This is a genomic window from Polaromonas sp. CG_9.11, assembly GCF_015752225.1.
GTDB lineage: Bacteria > Pseudomonadota > Gammaproteobacteria > Burkholderiales > Burkholderiaceae_C > Polaromonas.
Genome location: NZ_JADOVE010000008.1, coordinates 124457 through 149221, shown reverse-complemented (window position 1 = coordinate 149221; position 24765 = coordinate 124457). Strand labels below are relative to the sequence as shown.

The 24765-nt window shown below is 61.3% G+C and carries 23 protein-coding genes; 14 read left to right on the top strand and 9 right to left on the bottom strand.

Features of this window, described 5'->3' with window-relative positions:
• The first annotated feature begins 175 nt into the window (after positions 1–175).
• Positions 176–1456: a M20 aminoacylase family protein gene (locus tag IWX85_RS08975; protein WP_231379652.1), complete on the top strand. Its 1281-nt coding sequence runs from the start codon at positions 176–178 to the stop codon at positions 1454–1456.
• Positions 1457–1598: 142 nt separating this feature from the next.
• On the opposite strand, the gene IWX85_RS08970 is transcribed toward IWX85_RS08975, so the two are convergent.
• Positions 1599–2444: a MurR/RpiR family transcriptional regulator gene (locus IWX85_RS08970; protein WP_036806180.1), complete on the bottom strand. Its 846-nt coding sequence runs from the start codon at positions 2442–2444 to the stop codon at positions 1599–1601.
• 1 nt (position 2445) lies between these two features.
• A complete protein-coding gene (zwf, locus tag IWX85_RS08965) occupies positions 2446–3912 on the bottom strand; it encodes a glucose-6-phosphate dehydrogenase (RefSeq protein ID WP_196869491.1) in 1467 nt (488 codons plus the stop codon).
• 148 nt (positions 3913–4060) lie between these two features.
• Here zwf and tal point away from each other — a divergent pair, with 148 nt between their 5' ends.
• The 3 genes from tal to IWX85_RS08950 are packed head-to-tail and all read left to right on the top strand — an operon-like array spanning position 4061 to position 7231.
• On the top strand, positions 4061–5008 hold the full coding sequence (gene tal / locus IWX85_RS08960) for a transaldolase (RefSeq protein ID WP_196869490.1): 948 nt from the start codon (positions 4061–4063) through the stop codon (positions 5006–5008).
• Positions 5009–5024: 16 nt separating this feature from the next.
• Positions 5025–6611 carry a glucose-6-phosphate isomerase gene (gene pgi / locus IWX85_RS08955; protein WP_196869489.1) on the top strand — a complete coding sequence of 529 codons (1587 nt, stop codon included), beginning with the start codon at positions 5025–5027 and terminating at the stop codon, positions 6609–6611.
• Positions 6608–7231 (top strand): HAD family hydrolase, encoded by a 624-nt coding sequence (locus IWX85_RS08950; protein ID WP_036806168.1) that lies wholly within the window; start codon positions 6608–6610, stop codon positions 7229–7231. The genes pgi and IWX85_RS08950 overlap by 4 nt, the downstream gene beginning before the upstream one ends.
• 161 nt (positions 7232–7392) lie before the next feature.
• On the opposite strand, the gene groL is transcribed toward IWX85_RS08950, so the two are convergent.
• Both groL and groES read right to left on the bottom strand, forming a co-directional pair.
• Positions 7393–9045, bottom strand: coding sequence for a chaperonin GroEL (groL, locus tag IWX85_RS08945; protein WP_196869488.1), 1653 nt, complete (start codon positions 9043–9045; stop codon positions 7393–7395).
• 102 nt (positions 9046–9147) lie between these two features.
• A complete protein-coding gene (gene groES / locus IWX85_RS08940; RefSeq protein ID WP_011800072.1) occupies positions 9148–9438 on the bottom strand; it encodes a co-chaperone GroES in 291 nt (96 codons plus the stop codon).
• Positions 9439–9769: 331 nt separating this feature from the next.
• Between groES and IWX85_RS08935 the strand changes: the two genes are divergently transcribed.
• Positions 9770–10459: a hypothetical protein gene (locus tag IWX85_RS08935; RefSeq protein WP_036806162.1), complete on the top strand. Its 690-nt coding sequence runs from the start codon at positions 9770–9772 to the stop codon at positions 10457–10459.
• A gap of 368 nt (positions 10460–10827) precedes the next feature.
• Positions 10828–11046 (top strand): hypothetical protein, encoded by a 219-nt coding sequence (locus IWX85_RS08930; RefSeq protein WP_196869487.1) that lies wholly within the window; start codon positions 10828–10830, stop codon positions 11044–11046.
• A gap of 170 nt (positions 11047–11216) precedes the next feature.
• Here the strand turns inward: IWX85_RS08930 and metK are convergent, their stop codons facing one another.
• Positions 11217–12404 carry a methionine adenosyltransferase gene (gene metK, locus IWX85_RS08925; protein WP_196869486.1) on the bottom strand — a complete coding sequence of 396 codons (1188 nt, stop codon included), beginning with the start codon at positions 12402–12404 and terminating at the stop codon, positions 11217–11219.
• Positions 12405–12573: 169 nt separating this feature from the next.
• On the opposite strand from metK, the gene IWX85_RS08920 reads away from it, so the two are divergent.
• Positions 12574–13431, top strand: coding sequence for a lysophospholipid acyltransferase family protein (locus IWX85_RS08920; RefSeq protein ID WP_196869485.1), 858 nt, complete (start codon positions 12574–12576; stop codon positions 13429–13431).
• A gap of 29 nt (positions 13432–13460) precedes the next feature.
• Positions 13461–14324 carry a lysophospholipid acyltransferase family protein gene (locus IWX85_RS08915; protein ID WP_196869519.1) on the top strand — a complete coding sequence of 288 codons (864 nt, stop codon included), beginning with the start codon at positions 13461–13463 and terminating at the stop codon, positions 14322–14324.
• A gap of 111 nt (positions 14325–14435) precedes the next feature.
• Here IWX85_RS08915 and IWX85_RS08910 read toward each other — a convergent pair whose 3' ends face one another.
• Together IWX85_RS08910 and yihA are read right to left on the bottom strand one after the other, a co-directional pair.
• Positions 14436–15347: an alpha/beta fold hydrolase gene (locus IWX85_RS08910; RefSeq protein WP_196869484.1), complete on the bottom strand. Its 912-nt coding sequence runs from the start codon at positions 15345–15347 to the stop codon at positions 14436–14438.
• A gap of 103 nt (positions 15348–15450) precedes the next feature.
• A complete protein-coding gene (gene yihA, locus IWX85_RS08905) occupies positions 15451–16212 on the bottom strand; it encodes a ribosome biogenesis GTP-binding protein YihA/YsxC (protein WP_051984095.1) in 762 nt (253 codons plus the stop codon).
• Positions 16213–16415: 203 nt separating this feature from the next.
• Here yihA and IWX85_RS08900 point away from each other — a divergent pair, with 203 nt between their 5' ends.
• The 5 genes from IWX85_RS08900 to IWX85_RS08880 all read left to right on the top strand — a co-directional run bounded on the left by IWX85_RS08900 (position 16416) and on the right by IWX85_RS08880 (position 22647).
• On the top strand, positions 16416–17093 hold the full coding sequence (locus IWX85_RS08900) for a cytochrome c (protein WP_036806148.1): 678 nt from the start codon (positions 16416–16418) through the stop codon (positions 17091–17093).
• Positions 17094–17296: 203 nt separating this feature from the next.
• On the top strand, positions 17297–19519 hold the full coding sequence (locus IWX85_RS08895) for a cytochrome c biogenesis protein ResB (protein ID WP_036806145.1): 2223 nt from the start codon (positions 17297–17299) through the stop codon (positions 19517–19519).
• On the top strand, positions 19516–20904 hold the full coding sequence (ccsB, locus tag IWX85_RS08890; protein WP_196869483.1) for a c-type cytochrome biogenesis protein CcsB: 1389 nt from the start codon (positions 19516–19518) through the stop codon (positions 20902–20904). Before IWX85_RS08895 ends, ccsB begins: the two co-directional genes overlap by 4 nt.
• Before the next feature lie 85 nt (positions 20905–20989).
• A complete protein-coding gene (gene msrP / locus IWX85_RS08885) occupies positions 20990–21988 on the top strand; it encodes a protein-methionine-sulfoxide reductase catalytic subunit MsrP (protein WP_036806143.1) in 999 nt (332 codons plus the stop codon).
• Entirely contained in the window at positions 21988–22647 is a 660-nt protein-coding gene (locus IWX85_RS08880) for a sulfite oxidase heme-binding subunit YedZ (protein ID WP_196869482.1), read from the top strand. The genes msrP and IWX85_RS08880 overlap by 1 nt, the downstream gene beginning before the upstream one ends.
• Positions 22648–22770: 123 nt before the next feature.
• Here the strand turns inward: IWX85_RS08880 and lysA are convergent, their stop codons facing one another.
• Together lysA and IWX85_RS20740 are read right to left on the bottom strand one after the other, a co-directional pair.
• Positions 22771–24054, bottom strand: coding sequence for a diaminopimelate decarboxylase (lysA, locus tag IWX85_RS08875; protein ID WP_196869481.1), 1284 nt, complete (start codon positions 24052–24054; stop codon positions 22771–22773).
• A gap of 122 nt (positions 24055–24176) precedes the next feature.
• The gene (locus tag IWX85_RS20740) at positions 24177–24398 is read right to left on the bottom strand and encodes a lipoprotein (protein ID WP_036806135.1); all 222 of its coding nucleotides are present in this window, start codon (positions 24396–24398) and stop codon (positions 24177–24179) included.
• Positions 24399–24410: 12 nt separating this feature from the next.
• On the opposite strand from IWX85_RS20740, the gene cyaY reads away from it, so the two are divergent.
• Positions 24411–24746: an iron donor protein CyaY gene (gene cyaY, locus IWX85_RS08865; RefSeq protein WP_036806132.1), complete on the top strand. Its 336-nt coding sequence runs from the start codon at positions 24411–24413 to the stop codon at positions 24744–24746.
• Positions 24747–24765 lie beyond the last annotated feature (19 nt).

The following is a 24765-nucleotide window of genomic DNA, read 5'->3' as shown; positions in this document are numbered from 1 at the left end:
CGCCTGTATCTGTCCCCAGGCTGTCGTTTCTACGCAAATACCGTTGGCCTGTGCTTCCTGATGTTTACCGCACCAACGTTTCACCCTAGTATTTACCACTTGCTGACATCGGGACCCAACAGACATGCGCACTCCGGCTCTTCTTGAAAAAACCCTTTCGCCGCTGTCTGCGGACATGCGCGATTCGGTCGCCGTTCACCTGCCACGCCCCTTGCAGGTCAACGGCCGTGCCTTTGCACAGATTGCCCGCTTCCATCCCGAGCTGACCGCCTTCCGCCGGGACCTGCATGCACATCCGGAACTGGGTTTTGAAGAGGTGTACACCGCCAGCCGGGTGACGCAGGCGCTCAAGCTGTGCGGGGTGGACGAAGTGCACACCGGCATCGGAAAAACCGGCGTGGTCGCGGTCATCAAGGGTCGCCAGCCTGGCCCTGCTTCCCGCGCCGCGCAGACCGGGGTCAGGCCGATGGCCGGCCTGCGCGCCGACATGGATGCGCTGCCCATGACCGAGCGCAACGATTTTGGCTGGAAATCAGCCAAGCCCGGCCTGATGCATGGCTGCGGCCATGACGGCCATACCACCATGCTGGTCGGTGCCGCGCGTTACCTGGCCGAAACCCGGAATTTTGCCGGCGATGCCGTGCTGGTTTTTCAACCGGCGGAAGAAGGGCGCGGCGGCGCCGAGGCCATGATCAACGACGGATTGTTCGAGCGGTTTCCGGTGCAGGCGATTTACGCCATGCACAACTGGCCGGCCATGCCGCCCGGCAGCATCGGCATCAATTCCGGACCGATGATGGCGGCGGCCGACCGCATCACCATCGAAATCACCGGCAAGGGCGGGCATGGCGCCCATGCCTACCTGACCGTCGATCCGATCCTGGTGGCGGCGCACATCATCACGGCCGTCCAAAGCATCGTGTCGCGCAACGTCAAGGCCATGGACAACGTCGTGGTCAGCTTGTGCGCCATGCGGGCCGGTGACATGGCAGCGATGAGCGTGGTGCCCGGCCATGCCACGCTGGTCGGCACGGTTCGCACCTTCAAGCCCGAGATGCAGGATTTTGTCGAGCAGCGCCTGCAGCAGCTTTGCGCTGCGGTGGCTGATGGTTTTGGCGCCACGGCGACGGTTAGCTATGAACGCATCTATCCCGCGACCATCAACTCGCCGGCCGAATACCGGCTGGCAACCCTGGTGGCCGAGCAACTGGTGGGCGCCGAAAACGTGGTGCGCAACCTGGAGCCGAGCATGGGGTCGGAAGACTTTTCCTTCATGCTCAAGGAAAAACCGGGCGCCTATTTGCGGCTGGGCCAGGGCGAGCAGGGCCCGGACGGACAGGGCGGCGTGGGCAGCCGCTTTCTGCACAACAGCTGCTACGACTTCAACGACAACGTGCTGCCTTTGGGCGCTGCGCTGTTTGCTGGCATCGTGGAGCGCTCAATGCCGTTGGCGTGAATTTGAACGTTGTTGAGTGATTGCTATTTAATTAATAGCTACAAGTGCCGACCCAGATTGCGCAAAGGCAGTATTTTTAATAAAAACAGGCGCTGGGCCGGCGCAGGACTGCCCGGCCTTTATGTCCACGTCTGCCGCCGCGTCAGGTGTAGCGTTTATTGCGCAAATTGTTTTTCATTTCCTTGAGCAGCGGCTGCAGCTTGGGGCCGATGCGCAGCGCCACGCAGGTCGCCAAAATGTCGATGATCATCAAATGCAGCAGGCGCGACACCATCGGGCTGTAGCGGTCATAGCCTTCGGGATGGTCGGCGGCCAGGTGGATGTGGCCGGCGGCAGCCAGCGGTGACGCGGTGGCGGTGATGACAATGGTTGTGGCGCCGTTCTTGCGCGCAATGTCGCACGCGTCCATCAGGTCGCGGGTGCGGCCCGAGTTGGAAATCACCACCACGCAGTCGCCCGGCCCCAGCAGTGACGCGCTCATGACCTGCATGTGGCCGTCGCTGTAGGCGATGCAGTTGATGCCCAGCCGGAAGAACTTGTGCTGCGCATCCTGCGCCACGATGCCGGAGTTGCCCGCGCCGAAAAACTCGATGCGCTTGCCACTCTGGTAGGCGCCCAGCAGCGCCAGCACGGCTTTTTCAATCGCCACCGGGCTGGCGTCATTGCGGTATTTGAGAAAGGCCGCCACGGTGTTGTCGATCACCTTGACCATCACGTCGCCGGTCTTGTCGTCCACATCGACGCTGCGGTGAATGAAGGGCACGCCTTCGCTGACGCTGCCGGCCAGCTTGAGCTTGAAGTCGAGCAACCCGTCGTAGCCGACACTGCGGCAAAAGCGCACCACCGTCGGCTTGCTGACATGCGAGCGGCTGGCCAACTCGGTGATCGGCAGGCTGGCAAAGGCGCGCGGGTCGGCCAGCACCAGGCGTGCCACGCGTTGTTCCGCCGGGGCCAGCGAGGGCAGGGAAGCCTTGATTCGGTCGAGCATGCTAGCGCTCCTCGCTCCAGCAGTAGCCATCGCGGGCGATCATCGCGCTGGCGGCGCTCGGTCCCCAGGTGCCTGCCGCATACGGGCGCGGTGCCGTCGGGTCATGGCTCCAGCGGTCCAGGATCGGTTCGACCCAGCGCCACGCTTCCTCTTGCTCGTCACTGCGCACGAACAGGTTCAGCCGGCCGTCAACCACATCGAGCAGCAAGCGCTCGTAAGCGCCGACGCGCTCCGCCCCGAAGCGCTTGTCGAAGTCCAGGTCAAGCTGCACCGGCTCCAGCGTCGGGGTGCCACGGCGCAGTCGCTGGTCGGTGCCCTGCGCCAGCAGGTGCAGTTCCAGGCCATCCCGGGGCTGCAGGTCGATGACCAGCCGGTTGCCAGTGCTGCAGTCCTGCCGCGATTTGAAAATCGCGTGCGGCGTGGGGCGAAAGTTGACCTCAATGTGCGCGTCGCGGCCGGCCAGCCGCTTGCCGGTGCGGATGTAGAACGGCACACCGGCCCAGCGCCAGTTTTCGATCTCGGTGCGCAGGGCGACGAAGGTCTCGGTGCGGCTTTCCGGGTTCACGCCGGGCGCACTGCGATAAGCCTCAACCGCCTCGCCATCGATGGTTCCGGCGGCATACTGGCCGCGAATGACATGCTGGCTCAGGGTTTCAGGCGTCCAGGGCTTGAGCGAGCGCAAGACCTTGAGTTTTTCGTCACGAATCGCGTCGGCATGCGAATTGATGGGCGGCTCCATGCCCACGGCGCAGAGCAACTGCAGGGCATGGTTCTGCACCATGTCGCGCAGCGCGCCGGTGCTGTCGTAAAAAGCGCCGCGTTTTTCCACACCGAGTTCTTCGGCAATCGTGATCTGGATGTTGGCGATGTACTCGCGCCGCCAGAGCGGCTCGAACAGCGAATTGCCAAAGCGCAGCGCGAACAGGTTTTGCACCGAAGGCTTGCCCAGGTAATGGTCGATGCGAAAGATTTGTTGCTCGGTCAGCACGCTGCGAACGGTTTGATTGATGGCGCGGTTGGACGCCAGGTCATGGCCCAGCGGCTTTTCCAGCACCACGCGGGTTTGCGGGCCGTTCAGGCCGGCAGCGGCGATCTGTTCGCAGACCGTGGTGAACAGGCCGGGCGCGGTCGCCAGGTACATCACCACCACATCTGCCGGCCGCTGCCTGAGCTGGTCCGCCAGGCGCGCATAGTCGTCCGGTTTCGACAGGTCCATGCGCAGGTAGCCAAGCATCTGGGCAAAACGCGTGAATTCTTCTTCGTTCGGCCGCTTGGACAATTCGACATGGTCAAAACGTGACTTGATGAGCGCGCGGTACTGATCGTCCGACAAGTCATCGCGGGCCACGCCAATGATGCGGCCATCGGCTGGCAGCGAACCGTGGCGAAAGGCCTGGAACAGGGCAGGCATGATCTTGCGCCAGGCCAGGTCGCCGGTTCCGCCAAACAGGATGAGGTCAAAGCTCATGGTAAGGACTTGTGATGGTAATAAAGTTTCACATTCTATGGGCATAATGGTAACTACACCCGGTGACCTGCTGTGACCCCTGTGTTGGCACGGTGCGGTTTTCGGGCTTCCTGATCCACTTTTCGCCCTTGCCCGGCGCCCCAAGCCCATGAACCAACTCGACGCCCTGAAACAACTCACGACCGTGGTGGCCGACACCGGCGACTTCAACCAGTTGGCCCAGTTCAAGCCGCAAGACGCCACCACCAACCCGTCGCTGATCTTGAAGGCGGTGCAAAAAGCCGATTACGCGCCATTGATGCAAAGCACGATGGCCCGTTTCAAGGACCGGGCGCTGGACGAAACCATGGACCGGCTGCTGGTGCGTTTTGGCTGCGAAATCCTGTCCATCATTCCGGGCCGCGTCTCGACCGAAGTCGACGCCCGCCTGAGTTTTGACACCAGCGCCACGGTGGCCCGGGGCGAGCGCCTGATTGCGCTGTACCAGGCCGAAGGCATCCACATCGACCGGGTGCTGATCAAGGTGGCCGCCACCTGGGAAGGCATTCAGGCCGCCCGGCTGCTGGAGCAGCGCGGCATCCACACCAACCTGACGCTGCTGTTTTCCTTTTGCCAGGCCGTCGCCTGCGGCCAGGCCAGGGTGCAGCTGATTTCCCCCTTCGTCGGCCGGATTTACGACTGGTACAAGAAGTCGGCCGGCAGCGCCTGGACTGAAGATGCGAATGCCGGCGCCAACGATCCCGGCGTGAAGTCGGTGTGCGAGATCTACAACTACTACAAGCAATTCGGCATTGCCACCGAGGTCATGGGTGCGAGTTTTCGCAACGTCGGCCAGATCACGGCGCTGGCCGGTTGCGATTTGCTGACCATCAGCCCCGAGTTGCTTGCCCAGCTGGCTGCCAGTGACGCGCCATTGCAGCGCGCACTGGATGCGAGTGCCGCCGATTCGCTTGACCTGCAGGTGGTGGACTTTGACGAAGCGCGTTTTCGCTATGCGCTCAATGAAGACGCCATGGCCACGGAAAAGCTCGCCGAAGGGATTCGCGCCTTTGCCGTGGACGCGGTCAAGCTTGAGCAGTTGATGCAGGCTGTCTGAACACCAGGAGACCGTGATGAAACCAGTGCGTTGCGACCAGACCCCAGCCTGGGGAGAGCTCAAGACCTGTTTTGAAGCCAGCGGCCAAAATTTCGACCTGCGCGACGCGTTCGCGCACGACCCCCACCGCTTCGAAGCCTTCAGCCAGGAAGCGCCGCATGTGTTTGCCGACCTGTCCAAGAACCTGATCGACGCCGACAGCCAGGCGCTGCTGCTGGCGCTGGCGCGGCAGTGCGGGCTGGAGCCCCAGCGCGACGCGATGTTCGCCGGGGAACGCATCAACCGCACCGAAAACCGTGCCGTGATGCACTTTTTATTGCGAAATCCGCCTTCCACGCAATACATACCTGCACAAGCAGCTATTAATAAAATAGCAGACGCACAGGCTGAGGTGGAAGTGACCCTGAACGCCATGCTGGCCTATGCGGAGCAGGTGCGCGCCGACGAAGCGATCACCGACATCGTCAACATCGGCATTGGCGGCTCGGACTTGGGGCCGCAGATGGCAGTGCTGGCGCTCGGTGAATTCGCCGCGTCCGGCAAGCGGATTCACTTTGTGTCGAACATTGACGGCGATGAACTGGCCGGCGTCCTGAGGCAGCTCAAACCCGCCAGCACGCTGTTCCTGGTGGCGTCCAAGACCTTCACCACCACCGAAACCATGACCAATGCGCATTCTGCCAAGGCCTGGTTTGAAGCGCAGGGCGGGCGGGACATTGCCCGTCATTTCGCGGCGCTGACGACCAATGTGGCAGCGGCGAACGACTTCGGCGTCACCACCACCTTCGGTTTCTGGGACTGGGTGGGCGGGCGTTATTCGCTGTGGTCGGCGATTGGATTGCCCCTTGCCATTGCGATTGGCGCGGCGGGCTTTCGCGAGTTTCTGGCCGGTGCGCATGCGATGGATGGACACTTTCGCACGGCAGAACTGGCGCACAACCTGCCGGTGCGGCTGGGCCTGCTCGATGTCTGGTACCGCAACTTTCACGGCTTTTCCAGCCGCAGCATTGCGCCCTACAGCAGCGCCTTGTGCCGCTGGCCGGCGTATTTGCAGCAACTGGAAATGGAAAGCAACGGCAAGCGCGTGGACCAGGACGGCCAGCCCTTGCCGTTTGACACCTCGCCGGTGCTCTGGGGCGAGCCCGGCACCAACGGACAGCATGCCTACTTTCAAATGCTGCACCAGGGCACATCGGTGGTTCCGGTCGAATTCGTGGCGATCAAACAAGCGGCGCATGCGTCGGATGATTTGCCCGGCCACCACGACAAGCTGCTGGCCAACGTGTTGGCGCAGGCACAGGCGCTGATGCACGGCAAGCCTGATGCCGGCGGCCACCGGGATTTTCCCGGCAACCGGCCCAGCACCTTCTTGCTGCTGGAGCGGCTCACGCCCGCCAGCCTGGGTGCGCTGATTGCGCTGCAGGAGCACCGCGTGTTTGTCAGCGGCGCCATCTGGGGCATCAACAGCTTTGACCAATGGGGCGTCGAGCTGGGCAAGGTCTTGGCCCGAGACATCGAGCCGCGCCTGTGCAGTGGCGATGTTTCGGGGCTCGATGGCTCGACCGCCGGCCTGCTGCGAAAGCTGCGGCCCGATCCGGCATGAACATTGTGTTTGATTTCGGCGCGGTGCTGTTCGACTGGCAGCCAGCGCAGCTGATGGCGCAACACTTTCCCGACCTGGGCGCCACGCCCGCGCAGGCAAAAAAACTGGCCCGTGCCGTGTTTGACCATGCCGACTGGCGCGGTTTTGACAGTGGCACGGTGGCGCTTGAACAGGTGGTTTCCCGCACCGCCCTGCGGCTTGGATTGTGCGAGGCCAGGCTTCGCAACGCCTTGGCGCCGATTGGCGAGCAGCTAATGCCCATTGACTGCAATGTCGACCTGCTGGCCGGCTTGCGCGACCGCCGCGACAGCCAGGGCGGCATCCAGCTTTATTTTTTGTCCAACATGCCCGAGCCCTTTGCCCGGGCGCTGGAACGGCGTCACGGTTTTCTGCAGTGGTTTGACGGCGGAATCTTCTCAAGCGATGTGAAGCTCGGCAAGCCGGACCCGGCAATTTTCAGGTTGCTGGTGTCGCGCTACCGCCTTGCGGACGCCGACACCCTGTTCATTGACGACAGCCTGGCCAATGTGCAGGCGGCGGATGCGCTGGGATGGCAGACGGTTCACTGCGAAGTGCCAGAGCGACTGCCGGGTCAGTTGACGGAAAAATTAGGCTTGTAGCGCTTTGCCTGCAGCCATGGAAATGGAACAAGCAGCCCATGAAAAAACCCGCAGCGCTTGCACGCTGCGGGTTTTTTTGTGTCGGCCAATTGAATGGCCCGGGCATTGCCAATTGCCGGAAAACAAGCACTGCGAAGCGGTTGCTTCCCGGCCAAGTCAGCTTACATGCCCATGTCGCCCATGCCGCCCATGCCGCCCATGCCGCCGCCCATGCCGCCGCCTGCAGGTGCGTCGTCCTTGGCGGACTCGCAGATCATGGCTTCGGTCGTCAGCATCAGCGATGCGACGGACGCAGCGTTCTGCAGGGCCGTGCGGGTCACTTTCGTGGGGTCCAGAATGCCCATTTCGATCATGTCGCCGTAGGTGTCGTTGGCGGCGTTGAAGCCGTAGTTGCCGGTGCCGGCCAGCACGGCGTTCACCACCACAGAGGCTTCGCCGCCTGCGTTGTAAACGATTTCGCGCAGCGGCGCTTCAATCGCGCGCATCACCAGCTTGATGCCGGCGTCCTGGTCAGCGTTGTCACCCTTGATGACGCCAGCGGTCTGCTTGGCGCGCAGCAATGCCACGCCGCCGCCGGCCACGATGCCTTCTTCGACGGCAGCGCGGGTTGCATGCAGTGCGTCTTCAACGCGGGCTTTCTTTTCCTTCATCTCGACTTCGGTGGCCGCGCCAACCTTGATCACGGCAACACCGCCGGCCAGCTTGGCCACGCGCTCTTGCAGTTTTTCACGGTCGTAGTCGCTGGTGGCTTCTTCGATCTGGACGCGAACCTGCTTGACGCGGGCTTCGATGTCGCCCGCTTCGCCGGCGCCGTCGATGATGATGGTGTTTTCCTTGCCCACTTCGATGCGCTTGGCCTGGCCGAGGTCGGCCAGCGTCACTTTTTCGAGCGACATGCCGACTTCTTCAGCAATCACCTTGCCGCCGGTCAGCACAGCGATGTCTTCCAGCATGGCCTTGCGGCGGTCGCCGAAACCAGGGGCCTTGACAGCCACCACCTTCAGGATGCCGCGCAGCGTGTTCACGACCAAGGTTGCCAGGGCTTCGCCCTCGACTTCTTCGGCAATGATCAACAGCGGACGGCCCGCCTTGGCGACTTGTTCCAGGGTAGGCAGCAGGTCACGGATGTTGCTGATCTTCTTGTCGTAGAGCAGAACAAACGGGTTGTCCAGCAGTGCAGACTGCTTTTCCGGATTGTTGATGAAGTAAGGGCTCAGGTAGCCACGGTCAAACTGCATGCCTTCGACGACGTCGAGTTCGCTGTCGAGTGACTTGCCGTCTTCAACGGTGATGACGCCTTCCTTGCCGACCTTGTCCATCGCATCGGCAATGATCTTGCCAATGGTTTCGTCGGAGTTGGCAGAGATCGAGCCGACCTGGGCGATTTCCTTGGAGGTGGTGGTAGCCTTGGAAGCCTTTTTCAGCTCTTCGACCAGGGCAGAAACTGCCTTGTCGATGCCGCGCTTCAAATCCATCGGGTTCATGCCGGCGGCCACGTACTTCATGCCTTCATGCACGATGGCCTGGGCCAGCACGGTGGCGGTGGTGGTGCCGTCGCCCGCGATGTCGGAGGTCTTGGAAGCGACTTCCTTGACCATCTGCGCGCCCATGTTCTGCAGCTTGTCTTTCAGTTCGATTTCCTTGGCCACGGACACACCGTCCTTGGTCACCGTAGGGGCGCCGAACGAGCGCTCCAGCACCACATTGCGGCCCTTGGGGCCCAGGGTTACCTTGACGGCATTGGCCAGGATGTTGACACCCTCGACCATGCGTGCGCGGGCTTCGCCGCCGAAAATTACGTCTTTTGCTGCCATGATTCGGATTCCTTAAAATTTATCAATGAAATAGCCTGCTTGCGCGCGTTCTGCTTGCATAAGCAGCTATTAAATAAGTAGCAATATTGGAGAGAGTGAAAATTACTTCTCGACCACTGCAAACAGGTCTTCTTCTTTCATGACCAGCAGTTCGTCACCGTCAACCTTGACCGTCTGGCCGCTGTACTTGCCGAACAGCACGCGGTCGCCGACCTTGACGGCCATGGCGCCGAGTTCGCCCTTGTCGTTCTTCTTGCCTGGACCGACGGCCAGCACTTCGCCTTGATCTGGCTTTTCAGCAGCGCTGTCCGGAATCACGATGCCGGAGGCGGTTTTGGTTTCGTTTTCCACGCGTTTGACAATCACGCGGTCATGCAAAGGACGAAGATTCATGAAAAGCTCCTTGTTTTTTAACAATGGTTTTTGGAATTCAAGCGCAGCTGCTGAAAAAGCGACTGCCTGTCGATTGGGCGGTGTGTGATGTTGTTAGCACTCCATACCATCGAGTGCTAATAATAGGGGCATTCATGCCGGTTTTCAAGAGCGGCGTGATTAATTGATGTGTCGGCCTGTGATCGGCCCGGCAGGCATTCCACCGGCCACTGCTATTATTCGACCGCTACCGGTTGCCGCCGATGCGCCTTTGCCGGACGATTTGCGTTTGGCATTGCTGCACACGCGCATCCCTGACTCATGATTTATCGACACTTTCTGCTTCTCCTTTATGTCCAGCGAAATTCCTCATCTGAAAGAGCGCCTTGCCGAGGCAGCCCGCTACGCACTCATGCGCCGGCTGTTGCCGGCCATCCGCCACAACCTCGCCGGGACGCTTCAGCCGATCGGCATGATGTCGGCCATGCTGGACAGGCGGATCAAGGCTGCAGTTCCTGACATGGCCCAACTGGCCAAGAACACCCAGGCGCTCGGCACCTTGTCGCGGGAAGCCGCGGCCACGTCCCTGAACCTGATGACCTGGCTGGCGCCCAAAGACAACGAACTGATCGCGGTAAACAGCGCGGTCGAGGAATCGCTGGGCCTCATGGCGACCGAGCTTTCCTTTCGCGGGTTCTCCCTGGACAACCAAGCGACAGGGGCCGTTGCCAAGCTGCCCAAGGGCATGCTTCGCAGTGTGTTCACCGCGAGCCTGATCGCCCTGACCGATACCTTCGAGAAACCGGCTGGCGTGGTGATTGGCGTGGAGGGTGAAGCAGGCGACACCCGGTTGCGCATCACGGTAGAGGCTGATGCGTCGAATGAACTGCTCGTCCTGGGCAACCGCATGCCGACCTATCGTTGCCTGCAATGGTCTGATGTGCAGGCGCTGGCCGATGCCGAAGGCGTGCACATTGAATATGCACCGGATTCTGTGCAGCTCAAATACTCGGGCGTAAGCGCTGTTGTTTGCGGGCAGTGAGTTGGCAGATGCTGGACAGGGTTACAGAATTCTAGGGAATGGACGAGCAAAACTTGCTTCATGTCCTACATGTATTTCCTCTGGGTCCGATGCGCAAGCTGCAAAGGCAGCCTTAAAGTGAATTTCTGTTGACTGCGATCAAGAAATCACAATGCCAAAAGATAGTTCAAGCTTTCGCGATTCCAGTACACCCATCGCGGTTAGAAATTTTCAGTTGCGCAGCGAAATTCCCGCCGCGGGCAGGTTGCCCAGCCGCTGGCCATTTACGGTCGAAAGGAGTCTCACCATGGCGCGGTCCCCAGCAGCCGACAGCCTGCCGCTGACGCGCAAGGAAAGCAGCCCTTTCATTACCTGAGAGAGCACCAGACATGGAAAAAACGCCTGATTCACCAGATCCCCATGGCCCACAAGGGGCGCAAAAGGCCAACCCCGCACCTGACTCCGGCCCCAAGCGTCGAGGCAAGGATTTTGGTTTTGAGGGAACCAACAAGACCGTTCCTGTTCCTCAGCCCGATGCAGAACCTGCACCCGAACTTCAGGGGACCAAAAGCAAGTTCATTCCGGATTCGCCTTACACCCGGGGATAGCGCCAGCGTCTGACGCGTCTTGTCGCCCTGACTTGGTCGCAGCCCGAGCGTGGCCTTGACAACAGGCGCAACAAAGCATCGTTTTTCTGATCGCTCACCGCGCACAGCGAGCCATCGACGTGCTGTGCCCCTTCGGCCTGCCCTTGCAGGTCCCGGCCAAAGGAATGGCTTTACAGGCCGGCGGCGTTGCGCAAAATTGCTGCCTTGTCGGTGCGCTCCCAAGTGAATTCAGGCTCGTCGCGGCCAAAGTGACCGTAGGCGGAGGTCTTTTCATAGATCGGCCGCAGCAGGTCCAGCATCTGGATGATGCCGTTCGGGCGCAGATCGAAATGCGCGTTGATCAGTTCTGCGATCTGGCTGTCCGGGATGACGCCGGTACCTTCGGTATAAACCGTCACATTCATCGGCTTGGCGACACCAATCGCGTAAGCCACCTGAATCTGGCATTGCCGGGCCAGGCCGGAGGCCACGATGTTCTTGGCCACATAGCGCGCTGCGTAGGCCGCCGAACGGTCCACCTTGCTCGGGTCCTTGCCGCTGAAGGCGCCGCCGCCGTGCGGGCAGGCGCCGCCATAGGTGTCGACGATGATCTTGCGCCCGGTCAGACCGCAGTCGCCCTGCGGTCCGCCGATGACAAAGCGGCCGGTCGGGTTGATCAGGTAGCGGGTATTTTGCAGCCACTCCTTAGGCAGCACCGGCTTGATGATCTCTTCAATCACGGCTTCGATGAACGAGGCCTTCATCTTGTACGGTGTCTCGCTCTGGTCGGGGCTGTGCTGGGTTGACAGCACCACGGTGTCGATGCTGTGCGGCTTGCCATCGACGTAGCGCATCGTCACCTGGCTCTTGGCATCGGGCCGCAAAAACGGCAGGCGGCCGTCCTTGCGCAACTGGGACTGGCGCTCGACCAGGCGGTGCGCGTAGTAAATCGGCGCGGGCATCAGTTCGGGTGTTTCGTCGCAGGCATAGCCGAACATCAGACCCTGGTCGCCTGCACCCGTGTTCAGGTGGTCGTCGCTCGCATGGTCCACACCCTGGGCAATGTCCTTGCTCTGCTTGTCATAGCAGACCATGACCGCGCAGCCCTTGTAGTCGATGCCGTACTCGGTGTTGTCATAGCCGATGCGCTTGAGGGTGTCGCGCGCCACCTGGATGTAGTCAACATTCACATCTTCACGCGCGGTGATCTCGCCGGCCAGCACGACCAGGCCGGTGTTGGTCAGCGTTTCGGCGGCCACGCGCGCATGCGGGTCCTGTTTGAAGACGGCGTCCAGAATGGCGTCTGAAATCTGGTCGGCAACCTTGTCGGGATGGCCTTCAGAGACGGATTCGGAAGTAAAGAGAAAATCGTTTGCCATTGCGTACACTCCATAAGTTTTGCTGGCGCGTTGCCAGCAGGAAGTGCTTTGGCGAACGCTTTAGCAGTTTGGTTTAATGTCGCCCTGCAAGTTGTTCAGTAACTCGGCGACAAGTGCAATTATAAGACGCTCCCTTTTTTGGCTTCATTAGTCCTTTAGCACCCTTTTCATGCTCTGGTTATTCCGTTTTTTCTCCCGCTGGCCGTTGCCGGTACTGCACACGCTGGGCGCCGGACTGGGCTGGGGCGTCTGGTGGCTGAGTGCCCGTTACCGCGCCCAGTTCCGCGCCAACGTGGCGCAAGCTGGCCTGTCGTTTGAAGCAGCCCGGCCGGCGATTGCCGAGGCCGGGCGCTTTGTCGGCGAATTGCCCAAGCTGTGGATGCGGCCGCGTTCGCAGTCGTGCCTGGGCAATGTCCGGGTCGAAGGCCGGGCGCATGCCGACAACGCGTTTAAGCAGGGCAAGGGCGTGATATTTTTCGGGCCGCACTGCGGCAGTTTCGAGCTGGGGACGCAGGCGCTGGCCGAGTTGTACGGGCCGATCACCGCCATTTACCGGCCCGCCCGCAAGGCCTGGCTGGCTCGCCTGGAAAGCTTTGCCCGCGACCGCCAGAACCTCACCATGGTGCCGGCCAGCATGCGCGGCATCCGGCTGATGCACAAGACCCTGAAGGCCAACCAGGCCATCGCCATGCTGACCGACCAGGTGCCGCCCGAAGGCTGGGGCATCTGGGCGCCATTTTTTGGCCGGTCGGCCTACACCATGACGCTGGCAGCCCGGCTGGCCCTCCAAACCGGCGCGACCGTGCTGCCGGTCAGCTGCGAGCGTCTGCCCAGGGGCCGGGGCTATTTCCTGAAGATCTGGCCGGCCGTGTCCGGTCTGGACGCCGTTGAAAAGGGTGGAAAGGCCTATATGCTGCCGGCCGTTACCCGCATTAACCAGGCGATCGAGGCCATCGTGCTGAGCCAGCCCGGCCAGTATCTCTGGGGCTATGCGCGCTACAAGACGCCTCGAAAGGACGCTACTTGAACAATCTTCGCGCCTCGGTCGGCGATGCGATGACGCGGGTTGGCATTGCCTTCATGAAAGCGCTGGCCTGGCTGCCGCTGCCGGCCGTGCGCGCCCTGGCAACGGTGCTGGGCTGGGTGCTGTATGGCCTGATCGGCGCGCGCCGGCGCGTCGTGCATGCAAATTTCTCGGTGTGCTTTCCAGCGCTGTCAACAGCAGAGCGACGCAAGCTGGCCATCGAGACCTTTGTCTGTTTTTCGCAGGCCTGGCTGGACCGCGCCTGGCTGTGGCATGCGCCTGAATCATGCGTGCGGCAGCGTGTCCGGCTGACTGGCGCTACCGAGGAATTGGCGGGCACCGACCCGACGGTAATTTTTCTACCGCATTTTGTTGGTCTGGATGCGGCCTGGGCCGCCACGGCGCTGGTTGTGCCCCGGCCCTCCACCACGATTTACACCGACCAGTCGAACAAGCTCGTCGACCAGTGGATCTTGCAGGGCCGCCAGCGCTTTGGCCATTTGCGCCTGTTTGGGCGCATTGAGGGCGTCAAGCCGATCGTCGCAGCGCTGCGCGAAGGACAGCCGCTGTATTTGCTGCCGGACATGGATTTTGGCCCGGACGAGTCGGTGTTCGTGCCCTTTTACGGCGTTCAGACTGCCACCGTGCCGTCGCTGTCGCGCTTTGCCCGCCTGGGACGGGCCAAGGTCGTGCCGCTGTTGCCGCGCCTGACGCCTGAGGGCTATGACGTGCAGGTGATGCCGGCCTGGACCGATTTTCCCGGCGACGACCCGGTGGCCGACACCGCGCTGATGAATGCGCGGCTGCAGGACTACATCGTCACCATGCCGGCGCAGTATTACTGGGTGCACAAACGCTTCAAGACACGGCCCGAAGGCGAGCCTTCGCTGTACTGAGCGGACGTTCAGTCATCGCGGCTGTTTTTTTAAGCTTTTTAGCGTCTTTGCGCATTACAGGATTGCATTTATAGCTATTATTTTTATAGCAGTTCGCGCGCAATCACGGGTTTATCGAAGAAAATCTTCCAGGCAGCCGATGACCCGTTCGGGCTGCTCATGCACGATCCAGTGGGTGGCGCCCTCGACACGGTGCAACTGCATTTGCGGCACGAAGTCTTCAAGACCGTCGAGCAAGGCCGGGGGCAGGGCGGTGTCGTCCATGGCCCAGATGACCAGCGTCGGCACGTGCACTTCCAGCTTGTCGCGTGGAATCACCACGGCGGCGGCCGCCGGGTCGTGGTGTGGCGCACCTGGCCGGGGCGGACGCAGCGGTGAGGCACGGTAGTAATTGAGCGGGCCGGTCAGCCCGGCGCGCCAGATGTCGCGGTATTGCGCCTTGACGGCGTCAGTCAGCCAGGCGTGCGGTCCGTCAGCTGCGCCCATGGCGGTAAAAAATTCCCACAGCCGGCGAAAGTCATCTTCGGCCAGCAGCGCTTCGGCATCCGGGCGAATCAAAAAATTCATGTAGGCGCTGGCGGCCTGCTGCGCCGGCGAATGCTGCAGCTCGCGCAAAAAGGTGCCAGGGTGTGGTGAATTGATGATGGCGAGCTTTTCCATGCAGCCCGGCGCGCTGGCGGCCAGGTTCCAGGCCACGGCGCCGCCCCAGTCATGCGCCACCAGACAGGCCAGCGGGCCGCCTTCGTGCTCGATCAGTGCGGCAACGTCCTGCACCAGATGCCGGGGCCGGTAGTCGGCCACTTCGGCAGGTGCGCTGGACTGCCCGTAGCCGCGCAGGTTGGGGGCGATGCAGCGAAAGCCGCCATTCCCGGGGCGCGCAAAATGTTCCAGCAGGCCATCCCAGACAAACGCCGCTTCCGGAAACCCGTGCAGGAACATCAGCACCGGCCGGCCCCTGGCGCCGGTGCAGCGGCAGGAAAGGGTGATGCCGTGGGGCAGGGCGCAGTCGCTCGTTTCAATCATGGTGCTATTTTATTGATAGCTGCTTGCGTATGCAGGACATGCGCTATAGCCATTATTTGCTTGAAATTGAAGTTGTCGGTCGTTTGGAATGCCTTGTCGGCGATCAGGCCAGGTCAGCCGCTGGCGGTATGGGCGTTTGCGGGTCTGATTCGCCGCCAGTTGGCGACTCTGGCGCAGGTTTTGGCGCCTTGACCGGTTTTTCCATGGGATGCGCCCAGTCCCACAAGTGCTGGGCCACCTCTTCGACACCCTGGCGTTTCAGCGATGAAAACAGCTTCACGTCGCCGCCGCCCGCCTGCAGCTTGACGATCTGCAATGCCTTGGCTGCATCGGTCTTGTTGAGCTTGTCGGACTTGGTCAGCAGCACCAGGAATTTCAGCCCTTCCTCGACGCGCGGACGGATCACGTCGAGCAAGATTTCGTCGAGTTCTGTCAGGCCCAGCCGTGGGTCGCACAGCAGCACGATGGCCTGAAGGTTGTCGCGCGTCTGCAGGTAATTGCCCATCACCTGCTGCCAGCGGTATTTGGCTTCCTTGGGAACGGCGGCATAGCCGTAGCCCGGCAGGTCGGCAAGCACGGCATCGGTCACGCCCTGCTTGCCCAGCGAAAACAGGTTGATGCTTTGCGTTCGCCCAGGCGTCTTTGAAGCAAACGCCAGCCGGTGCTGCTGCGTCAGGGTGTTGATGCAGGTCGATTTGCCGGCATTGGAGCGGCCCACGAAGGCGATTTCGGGCACTTCGATCCGCGGCAGGTGCTTGAGTTCGGGCGCGGTCGTCAGGAATTTGGCGGTGTGCAGCCAGCCCATGGCGATCTTGGGATCGGGCTTGGTGGCGGCGGCAAGAGGCAAGGCGGCTGAAGAAGTCATGATGGGGCGATCCCTGGAAGTCGGTGGCTGCGCTGCCGTTGCAAGGCAGGCCGGAAAAAATAAAAGTGCGCAACGGCAGGCGCTGGCCCACAAGGCAGGCGAATAGCCGTTTGCCAAATCCCGATAATAGGGCTTGGCGTCCAAGCCATTGTAAAATCCCGCCTTACCCAAGTTCTGTGCGCCAACCAATTAAAAGTCCCGATATGAAGCTGTTCGCTACTTCCCTACTGGCCGCCTTGCTGGCCTTGCCTGCCATGTCTTCATTTGCTGCGGCTGAAACTGCACCGGCGGATGCCGCCCAAGCGCCTGCGGTCGCTGTTGTGGCGCCGGTCATGGCTGCCAAGCCTGACCTGGTCAAGGGAGAAGCCACCTTCACCGCCGTCTGCGCCGCCTGCCATGGTGCCGACGGCAATTCCGGAACACCGGCGTACCCCAAGCTCGCGCAGCAGCATCCTGAATACCTGGTCAAGCAGTTGCAGGAATACAAGTCAGGCAAGCGTAAAAATGCCATCATGCAGGGCTTTGCCGCCACGTTGTCGGACGCCGACATGAAGAACGTTGCCTACTGGGCCACCAGCAAGAAGGCCAAGCCCGGTTTCGCCAAGGAAAAAGAGCTGGTCACGCTGGGCGAGCGCATCTACCGCGGCGGCATTGCCGACCGCCAGATCGCTGCCTGCGCCGGCTGCCACAGCCCGACGGGTGGCGGCATTCCTGCACAATACCCGCGCCTGAGCGGCCAGCATTCCGAATACACCGCCGCGCAACTGACGTATTTCCGTGACGGCATCCGCACCAACAGCATCCAGATGACCCAGGTGGCGGCCAAGCTCAATGACAAGGAAATCCGGGCGGTTGCCGACTACATCGCCGGTTTGCGCTAAGCCCTGAACTTGGGGTCTGCCATGGTTTAAGCCAAGCGCCCCTTTTTTGCAGTTTTACTCCAGAAATCCTTGGCTTGGATTGAACCGAAGCCGTATCAATCAATCACATCAAGGCGGGTCTTTCTGAGGAAAGTCCGCCTTTTTGTTTTTTTACCGTCCATTTCCATGCTCCACACCAAGCCTGCGGGCTTTCAGTTTCACGTATGACAGTTTCCACCGAAGGCATGAACGTCAATTGGGGCTCGCGCACTTTGCGCGCGTCGGTGGAGCTGCTGTCGTCGATGCGCTTTTCGATTTCGCTGCTGACGGTCATCTGCATTGCCTCGGTGATCGGCACGGTACTCAAGCAGCAGGAGCCGCTCGGCAACTACGTCAACCAGTTCGGGCCGTTCTGGGCGCAGGTGTTCAGCCTGGCAAGCCTGAACACGGTCTACAGCGCCTGGTGGTTCCTGCTGATCCTGGCGTTTTTGGTGGTCTCCACATCCCTGTGCATCGCTCGCAACACGCCCAAGATCCTGGCCGACTTCAACCAGCTCAAGGAAGACGTGCGCGAGCAAAGCCTCAAGGCTTTTGGCCACCGCGCGCAAGTTGGTCTGGCCGAGTCGCCCGAAGCGGCCGCGCGGCGCATCGGCCAGACCCTGGTGCAAAGCGGCTGGAAGGTCAAGCTCCAGCAGCGAAGCGCCGGCTGGATGGTCGCCGCCAAAAAGGGCTCAGCCAACAAGCTGGGCTACATCGCCGCACACAGCGCTATTGTGCTGATCTGCATCGGCGGCCTGCTCGACGGCGACATGATCGTGCGGGCGCAAATGCTGATCAACGGCAAAACCACCTTTACCGGCGGCGGGCTGATTGCCGACGTACCGGCTGAGCACCGCTTGAGCGAGCGCAACCCGACCTTTCGCGCCAACCTGCTGGTGGCCGAGGGCACCCAGTCGAGCACTGCGATCCTGAACCAGCCGGGCGGCATCCTGCTGCAGGAATTGCCTTTTGCCATAGAACTGAAGAAATTCAGCGTCGAGTACTACTCCACCGGCATGCCCAAGCTGTTTGCCAGCGACATCGTCATCCACGACAAGGCCACGGGCGATAAAACGCCGGCGCGGGTCGAGGTCAACCACCCGGCGAACTACAAGGGCGTGGAGATTTACCAGTCCAGCTTTGACGATGGTGGCTCCAGCGTCACGCTGAGCGCGATTCCGATGTCCGCCGCCACCCGGCCTTTTGAAATCCAGGGAACGATTGGCGGCTCCAGCGCGCTGACCAACGGCCAGGGGGCCGGCGCCGAGCAGCTCACCCTGGAATACACCGCGCTGCGCGTCATCAATGTCGAGAATTTTGCCGGCGTTTCGGGTAGCGCGGCAAGCCCGGGCGCCGACGTGCGCAAGGTAGACCTGCACAAGGCGATCGAAACGCGGCTCGGTGCGGCCAACAAGACCGTCACGCAAAAGCAGTTGCGCAATGTCGGCCCCAGTGTGAGTTACAAGCTGCGCGATGCCGCCGGCCAGGCGCGTGAGTTCCAGAACTACATGCTGCCGGTCAAGATGGATGACAACCCCGACACCCCGCCCATGTTCCTGATGGGCGTGCGCGAAAACACGGTCGACGCCTTCCAGTACCTGCGCATACCCGCCGATCCGGAAAGCAGCACGGCAACCTTCGTTCGCCTGCGCGCCGCGCTGGCCGATCCGGCGCAGCGCGACCTGGCGGTCCAGCGCTACACCCGTCTGGCCGTCGGCACGGCCCGCCCGGAACTGGCGCAGCAACTGAACGAATCGGCATCGCGTGCGCTGGCGCTTTTTGCCGGTGCGGAGGCAACTGCGGTGATACCTGCCGGCAAGGCCGGGCCGGTTGCCGGACTGCAGGCAATTTCCGATTTCATGGAGGCCAATGTGCCGCAGGCCGAGCGTGAGCGCGCCGGAGAAGTGCTGGTCCGTATCCTCAACGGCGTGCTGTTCGAGCTGACGTCGATGACGCGCGAGAAGGCTGATCTCAAGCCCTTGCCGCAGGACGAGAAAACGCAGGCCTTCATGTCGCAGATGGTGCTGAGCCTGTCGGACGCGCCGCATTACCCGGCGCCGATGGCGTTTCAGCTGAAGGATTTCAAGCAGGTCCAGGCCAGCGTTTTCCAGGTGGCGCGGGCGCCAGGCAAGACCATCGTTTACCTGGGCTGTGCCTTTTTGATCCTGGGTATCTTTGCCATGCTGTACATCCGCGAGCGCCGGATATGGGTCTGGCTGGCGCCGCTTGCGCCTGCCCATGCACCCGGCAATGCTGATTCCGCCGGTGGCCTCGAGGCCATGCATTCGGTGTCAGAATCTGCCCAAAGTAGCCAGGCCACCATGGCCTTGTCCACCAACCGCAAAACCATGGACGGCGACAAGGAATTTGAGATGTTGAAAACGAAATTGTTGCAGGCACCCCAATGAATACCACGACGAGCATCAACACCACGACCACCCTTTCTTCCGGCGGCGACAGCACGCTGAGCCTGAACGAAGGTTATTTCGCCAAGCGCAATGCGCTGGACTGGGTCTTTGCCGTGCTGGTGGCGGGCGGCTTCCTGTATGCCTTTGCCCGCTACAGTGCCTACATGGATGTCTATGAAAAAGGCATCTTGTTTGGCGCTATTCCGGCCACCATCGCAATGGGCTGGTTCTGGCGACCGCTGCGCGTGCTGATGATGGTCGTTGCCGGCTTTGCCCTGCTGGGCATCACGTCCTACCAGGGCGATCTGGCGCAGGCCGAACAGGTGTTCTGGCTCAAGTATTTCCTGTCCAGCCAGTCGGCCATCCTGTGGATGAGCATGCTGTTCTTCATGAGTACGATTTTTTACTGGCTCGGCATGTTCGCCAGCAACACGCCGAACAGCGTCGGATCGAGTCACAGCGCAACCCTGGAGTCGCTGGGTTCGAAAATCGCCTGGGTGGGTGTGGGCATGGCACTGATCGGCACGCTGGTACGCTGGTACGAAAGTTACCTGATCGGCCCCGACATCGGCCACATTCCCGTCAGCAACCTGTATGAAGTGTTCGTGCTGTTTTGCTGGATGACGGCGGCTTTTTACCTGTACTTCGAAGCCGAATACAAGACCCGCGCGCTGGGCGCATTTGTCATGCTGGTGGTCAGCGCTGCGGTCGGTTTCCTGCTCTGGTACACCGTCATTCGCGAAGCGCATGAAATCCAGCCGCTGGTGCCGGCGCTGAAAAGCTGGTGGATGAAACTGCATGTGCCGGCCAACTTCATCGGCTACGGCATGTTCGCGCTGGCGGCCATGGTGGCGCTGTCCTACCATGTCAAGCAGCAGGCGCAGGAAACGCGCTGGTACAAGCTGACGCCCCTGTGGATGGTGGGCGTGGTGCTGTGCTTCGTGCCCATCGTGTTTCGCAAGTCGCCGCTCGAAGCCGGCGGCAGCAACTACTGGATGGGCTACCTGCTGGTGGCCGGTTTGATCACCGGTGGCATCCTGCTGGGCCGCAAGCACATTGCCGCTCGCATGCCGAGCCTGGAAGTGCTGGACGACGTGATGTACAAGGCGATCGCCGTCGGCTTTGCCTTCTTCACGATTGCCACGGTACTGGGCGCCCTGTGGGCCGCCGAGGCCTGGGGCGGCTACTGGAGCTGGGACCCGAAGGAAACGTGGGCTTTGATCGTCTGGCTCAACTATGCCGCCTGGCTGCACATGCGGCTCATGAAGGGCCTGCGCGGCACGGTGGCGGCCTGGTGGGCGCTGGGCGGACTGGCAGTCACCACCTTCGCCTTTCTCGGTGTCAACATGTTCCTGTCGGGCCTGCACAGCTACGGAACCTTGTAGCGGCCAGTTGAGTCCTTCGTATTGAATCCTTTATGGGATTTGCTGCGTACTACAGCCAACCACTGCAGGTTTGAAAGGAACTCCCATGCTTATCAAGACAAATTCCAGCGGGTTGAATCATCCGCTTTCCAGTGACATCACCCCGCAAGGCATCTACCAGGGCCGTCGCGACCTGATCAAGCTCATGGCCAGCGGAACGGCAGGCGCCGCGCTGGCAGGCTGGGCCGGGCGCGGTGCGCTGGCGCAAGGCGTGCCCAAGCCGGGCAAGCTGGCGGCGCTGACCGGTGGAAAATCTGCGGCCGCCGGTGCAGTGACGATGGAAAAAGTCACCGAGTACAAGGACGCGACCACCTACAACAACTTCTACGAGTTCGGCACCGACAAGGCCGACCCGGCGAAAAATGCTGCGACGCTGCCGGTGAAACCCTGGTCGGTTGCGGTCGAAGGCCTGGTCAAGAACCCGAGAAGCTTCTCGCTCGAAGAGTTGCTCAAGCTCAGTCCGCAGGAAGAGCGCATTTACCGCCTGCGCTGCGTCGAGGGCTGGTCGATGGTGATTCCCTGGGTGGGGTATTCGCTGTCCGAACTGATCAAAAAGGTCGAGCCGCTGGGCAGCGCCAAGTATGTCGAGTTCATCACGCTGGCCGACCCCAAGACCATGCCGTTTGTCGGCTCGCGCGTGCTCGAATGGCCTTATGTCGAGGCATTGCGCCTGGACGAGGCCATGCACCCGCTGGCGTTGCTGACCTTTGGCATGTACGGTGAGGTGCTGCCCAACCAGAATGGCGCACCGGTGCGCATGGTCGTGCCCTGGAAATACGGTTTCAAGAGTGGCAAGAGCATTGTCAAGATCCGCTTCACCGACAAGGAGCCGCGCACTGCCTGGAACAAGGCGGCGGCGCAGGAATACGGCTTTTACTCGAATGTCAATCCCCTGGTTGACCACCCGCGCTGGAGCCAGGCCACCGAGCGGCGCATTGGCGAGGACGGGCTGTTTGCCAAGAAGCGCAAGACCCTGATGTTCAACGGCTATGAAGCGCAAGTCGGCCAGCTCTACGCCGGCATGGACCTCAAGAAGAATTTCTGATGGCGGCTGCAATGGCGGGGCGGCAAAAATGGTTGTTGCACCCGGCGGCCAAGCCGCTGGTTTTCATGCTGTGCCTGCTGCCGTTTGCGTGGCTTTTCTACCAGGCTTTCAGCGACCAGCTGGGCGCAAATCCGGCCGAAGCGCTGATCCGCGCCACGGGCAGCTGGACCTTGCGATTTGTCTGCATCGTGCTGGCGGTCACCCCGTTGCGGGTTATCAGCAAAACCCCGGCACTGGCCCGCTTTCGGCGCATGCTGGGGCTTTTTGGCTACTTCTATGTCGTGGTTCACCTGCTCAGCTACAGCTGGTTTGACATGGGCTTTGACGTGGCCGACATTGTCAAGGACATCATCAAGCGACCGTTCATTCTGGTGGGTTTTTCGGCCTTTTTACTGCTGACCCCGCTGGCGGCCACGTCCTTCAATGCCGCTATCAAGGCCATGGGCGCGAAGCGCTGGCAGTTGCTGCACAAGCTGGTGTACCTGATTGCCGGCTTGGGCCTTCTGCATTTTTTCTGGATGCGCGCCGGAAAAAACAACTTCGATGAAGTTTTCGTTTATGCCGCCATTGTTGCCACGCTGCTGGGCTGGCGCGTGTGGAACCACTGGTCCAAGAAACGGCGACAGGTTTCGAGCCAACCAGTCGTTGCTACTCGCTGACTTTACTGCTATTAAATAAATAGCTGGTTGCGCCCGTGAAATAAGCGCTGGAGGCGTATTTGGCTTGAATACAGCCTGCGGTAGCGCTGAAATTTCAACCAACGCGCTTTGGCGCTTCTTCATTCAGGGCAGCAGCAGTTCACCGCGAAAGGTGTCGGCTGCCGACTCGCGCGCACGAATCAGCCGGGCCACGTCGCCATCCACCAGCAATTCTGCCGCGCGGCCCCGGGTGTTGTAGTTGCTGGCCATGCTCATGCAGTAGGCACCGGCCGACATGACGGCCAGCTGGTCGCCGGCCACCACATTCAGCACGCGGTCGCGGCCAATCCAGTCGCCGCTTTCGCAGACCGGCCCCACCACGTCATAAACAGGCCCGTCCGCCTCCGAGGCGACCGGCTCGACCGGCACGATGGCATGGAAAGCCTGGTACATGGCCGGGCGCGGCAGGTCGTTCATGGCTGCGTCGATGATGCAGAAGTTCTTCTGTTCGCCCGGCTTGAGGTAAAGCACTTCGGAGATGCAGATGCCGGCATTGCCGACCAGCGAACGGCCGGGTTCGATCATTAGTTTTCTGCCGCCATAACCGCGGGCATCAAGCTTGGCCAGCAGTTGCCGCCAGAGTGCATCGGCTTCGGGCGGCATGTCGTGGTTGTAGTCAATGCCCAGCCCGCCGCCAAAGTCGATGTGCGACAGCGCGATGCCCGCGTCCTCAATCGCGGCCACCAGGTCCAGCACGCGGTCCATGGCGTCAAGGTAAGGTGTTACCTCGGTGATCTGCGAGCCGATATGGCAGTCAATGCCTACCACTTCCAGCCCGTCAAGCGAAGCGGCATGCCGGTAGATGCGCACCGCGTCTTCATGGGCCACGCCGAACTTGTTACCTTTTAGTCCGGTGGAAATATAAGGATGCGTTTTCGGATCGACATTCGGATTGACGCGGATGCTGACGGGCGCGCGCAGCCCCATGGCCAGGGCCACGCCGGACAGCACGTCGAGTTCGGCCTCGCTTTCGACATTAAAGCAGCCAATGCCTGCGGCAAGCGCCTGGTGCATCTCGGCGCGCGTCTTGCCAACGCCTGAAAAAATGACCTTCGCTGCATCGCCGCCTGCTGCCTGGACACGCTCCAGTTCGCCGCCGGAGACAATGTCAAAGCCGCAACCCGCACGGGCAAACACCTGCAGCACCGCCAGCGAGGAATTGGCCTTCATCGCATAGCAGATCTGCGCATCCCGGCCTTCAAAGCCGCGCTGGTAGGCCGCCAGCGCCGACAGCATGGCGGCTTTTGAATAGATGAACAGGGGCGTTCCGTAGGTGGCGGCCAGTTCGCTGACGCGCACAGCCTCGGCAAACAGCGCGTTGCCCTGGTAGGCAAAATGGGGATGGCCGGGAAGGACGGGAAGTTGCATGGGGCAGGTTCTGTTGGAGCAAGGGGCAAAAAATGGGAGCGATGACTGAGAGGCCGGCTGCCTTGTATGCTGCCATGCAAATCAGCGCATGAAAGGATGAATGACCGCCACGTCGGCAACGGCTATCGCGCTGCCGACGCCGACGCCGGGGCAGTCGCAGGCGCGGGAAACTGGGAAAGGCTGGGCGACAGCACCAGTGCAGGCGCCTGTGGGGGTACCGGCAAAAACAGCGGACCTTTCTGCCCGCAGCCGGACAGCATTGCAGCGCCCGCCACAATGGCAACAAAACCATGCCTGGCAACGACACGGGCAAGGCGGCCTAGAATTCGGTGTGAAAAAACCATGACAGGATTGTAATGACGGACCTTGAATACCAGAACCAGGCAGAGCGCGTGCTCAAGGCCATCGAGCAGGCTTGCGACCGGCTGAACGACGAGAGCGATGTGGACATCGACAACCAGCGCACCGGCGCAATGGTCACGCTGACTTTTGCCAACCACAGCCAGATCATCATCAACCTTCAAAAACCGCTGCAGGAAATCTGGATGGCTGCCAGGGCCGGCGGTTTTCACTATAAATTCAATAGCGCGAAATGGCTTGACACCAAGGACGAGCGGGAGTTTTTTTCAAATCTTTCGCACTACGCCAGCGAACAGGCCGGCCAGCCCCTGGTGTTTGCCGCTGCTGCCTGATCATTGGCAAGCCCGAGAA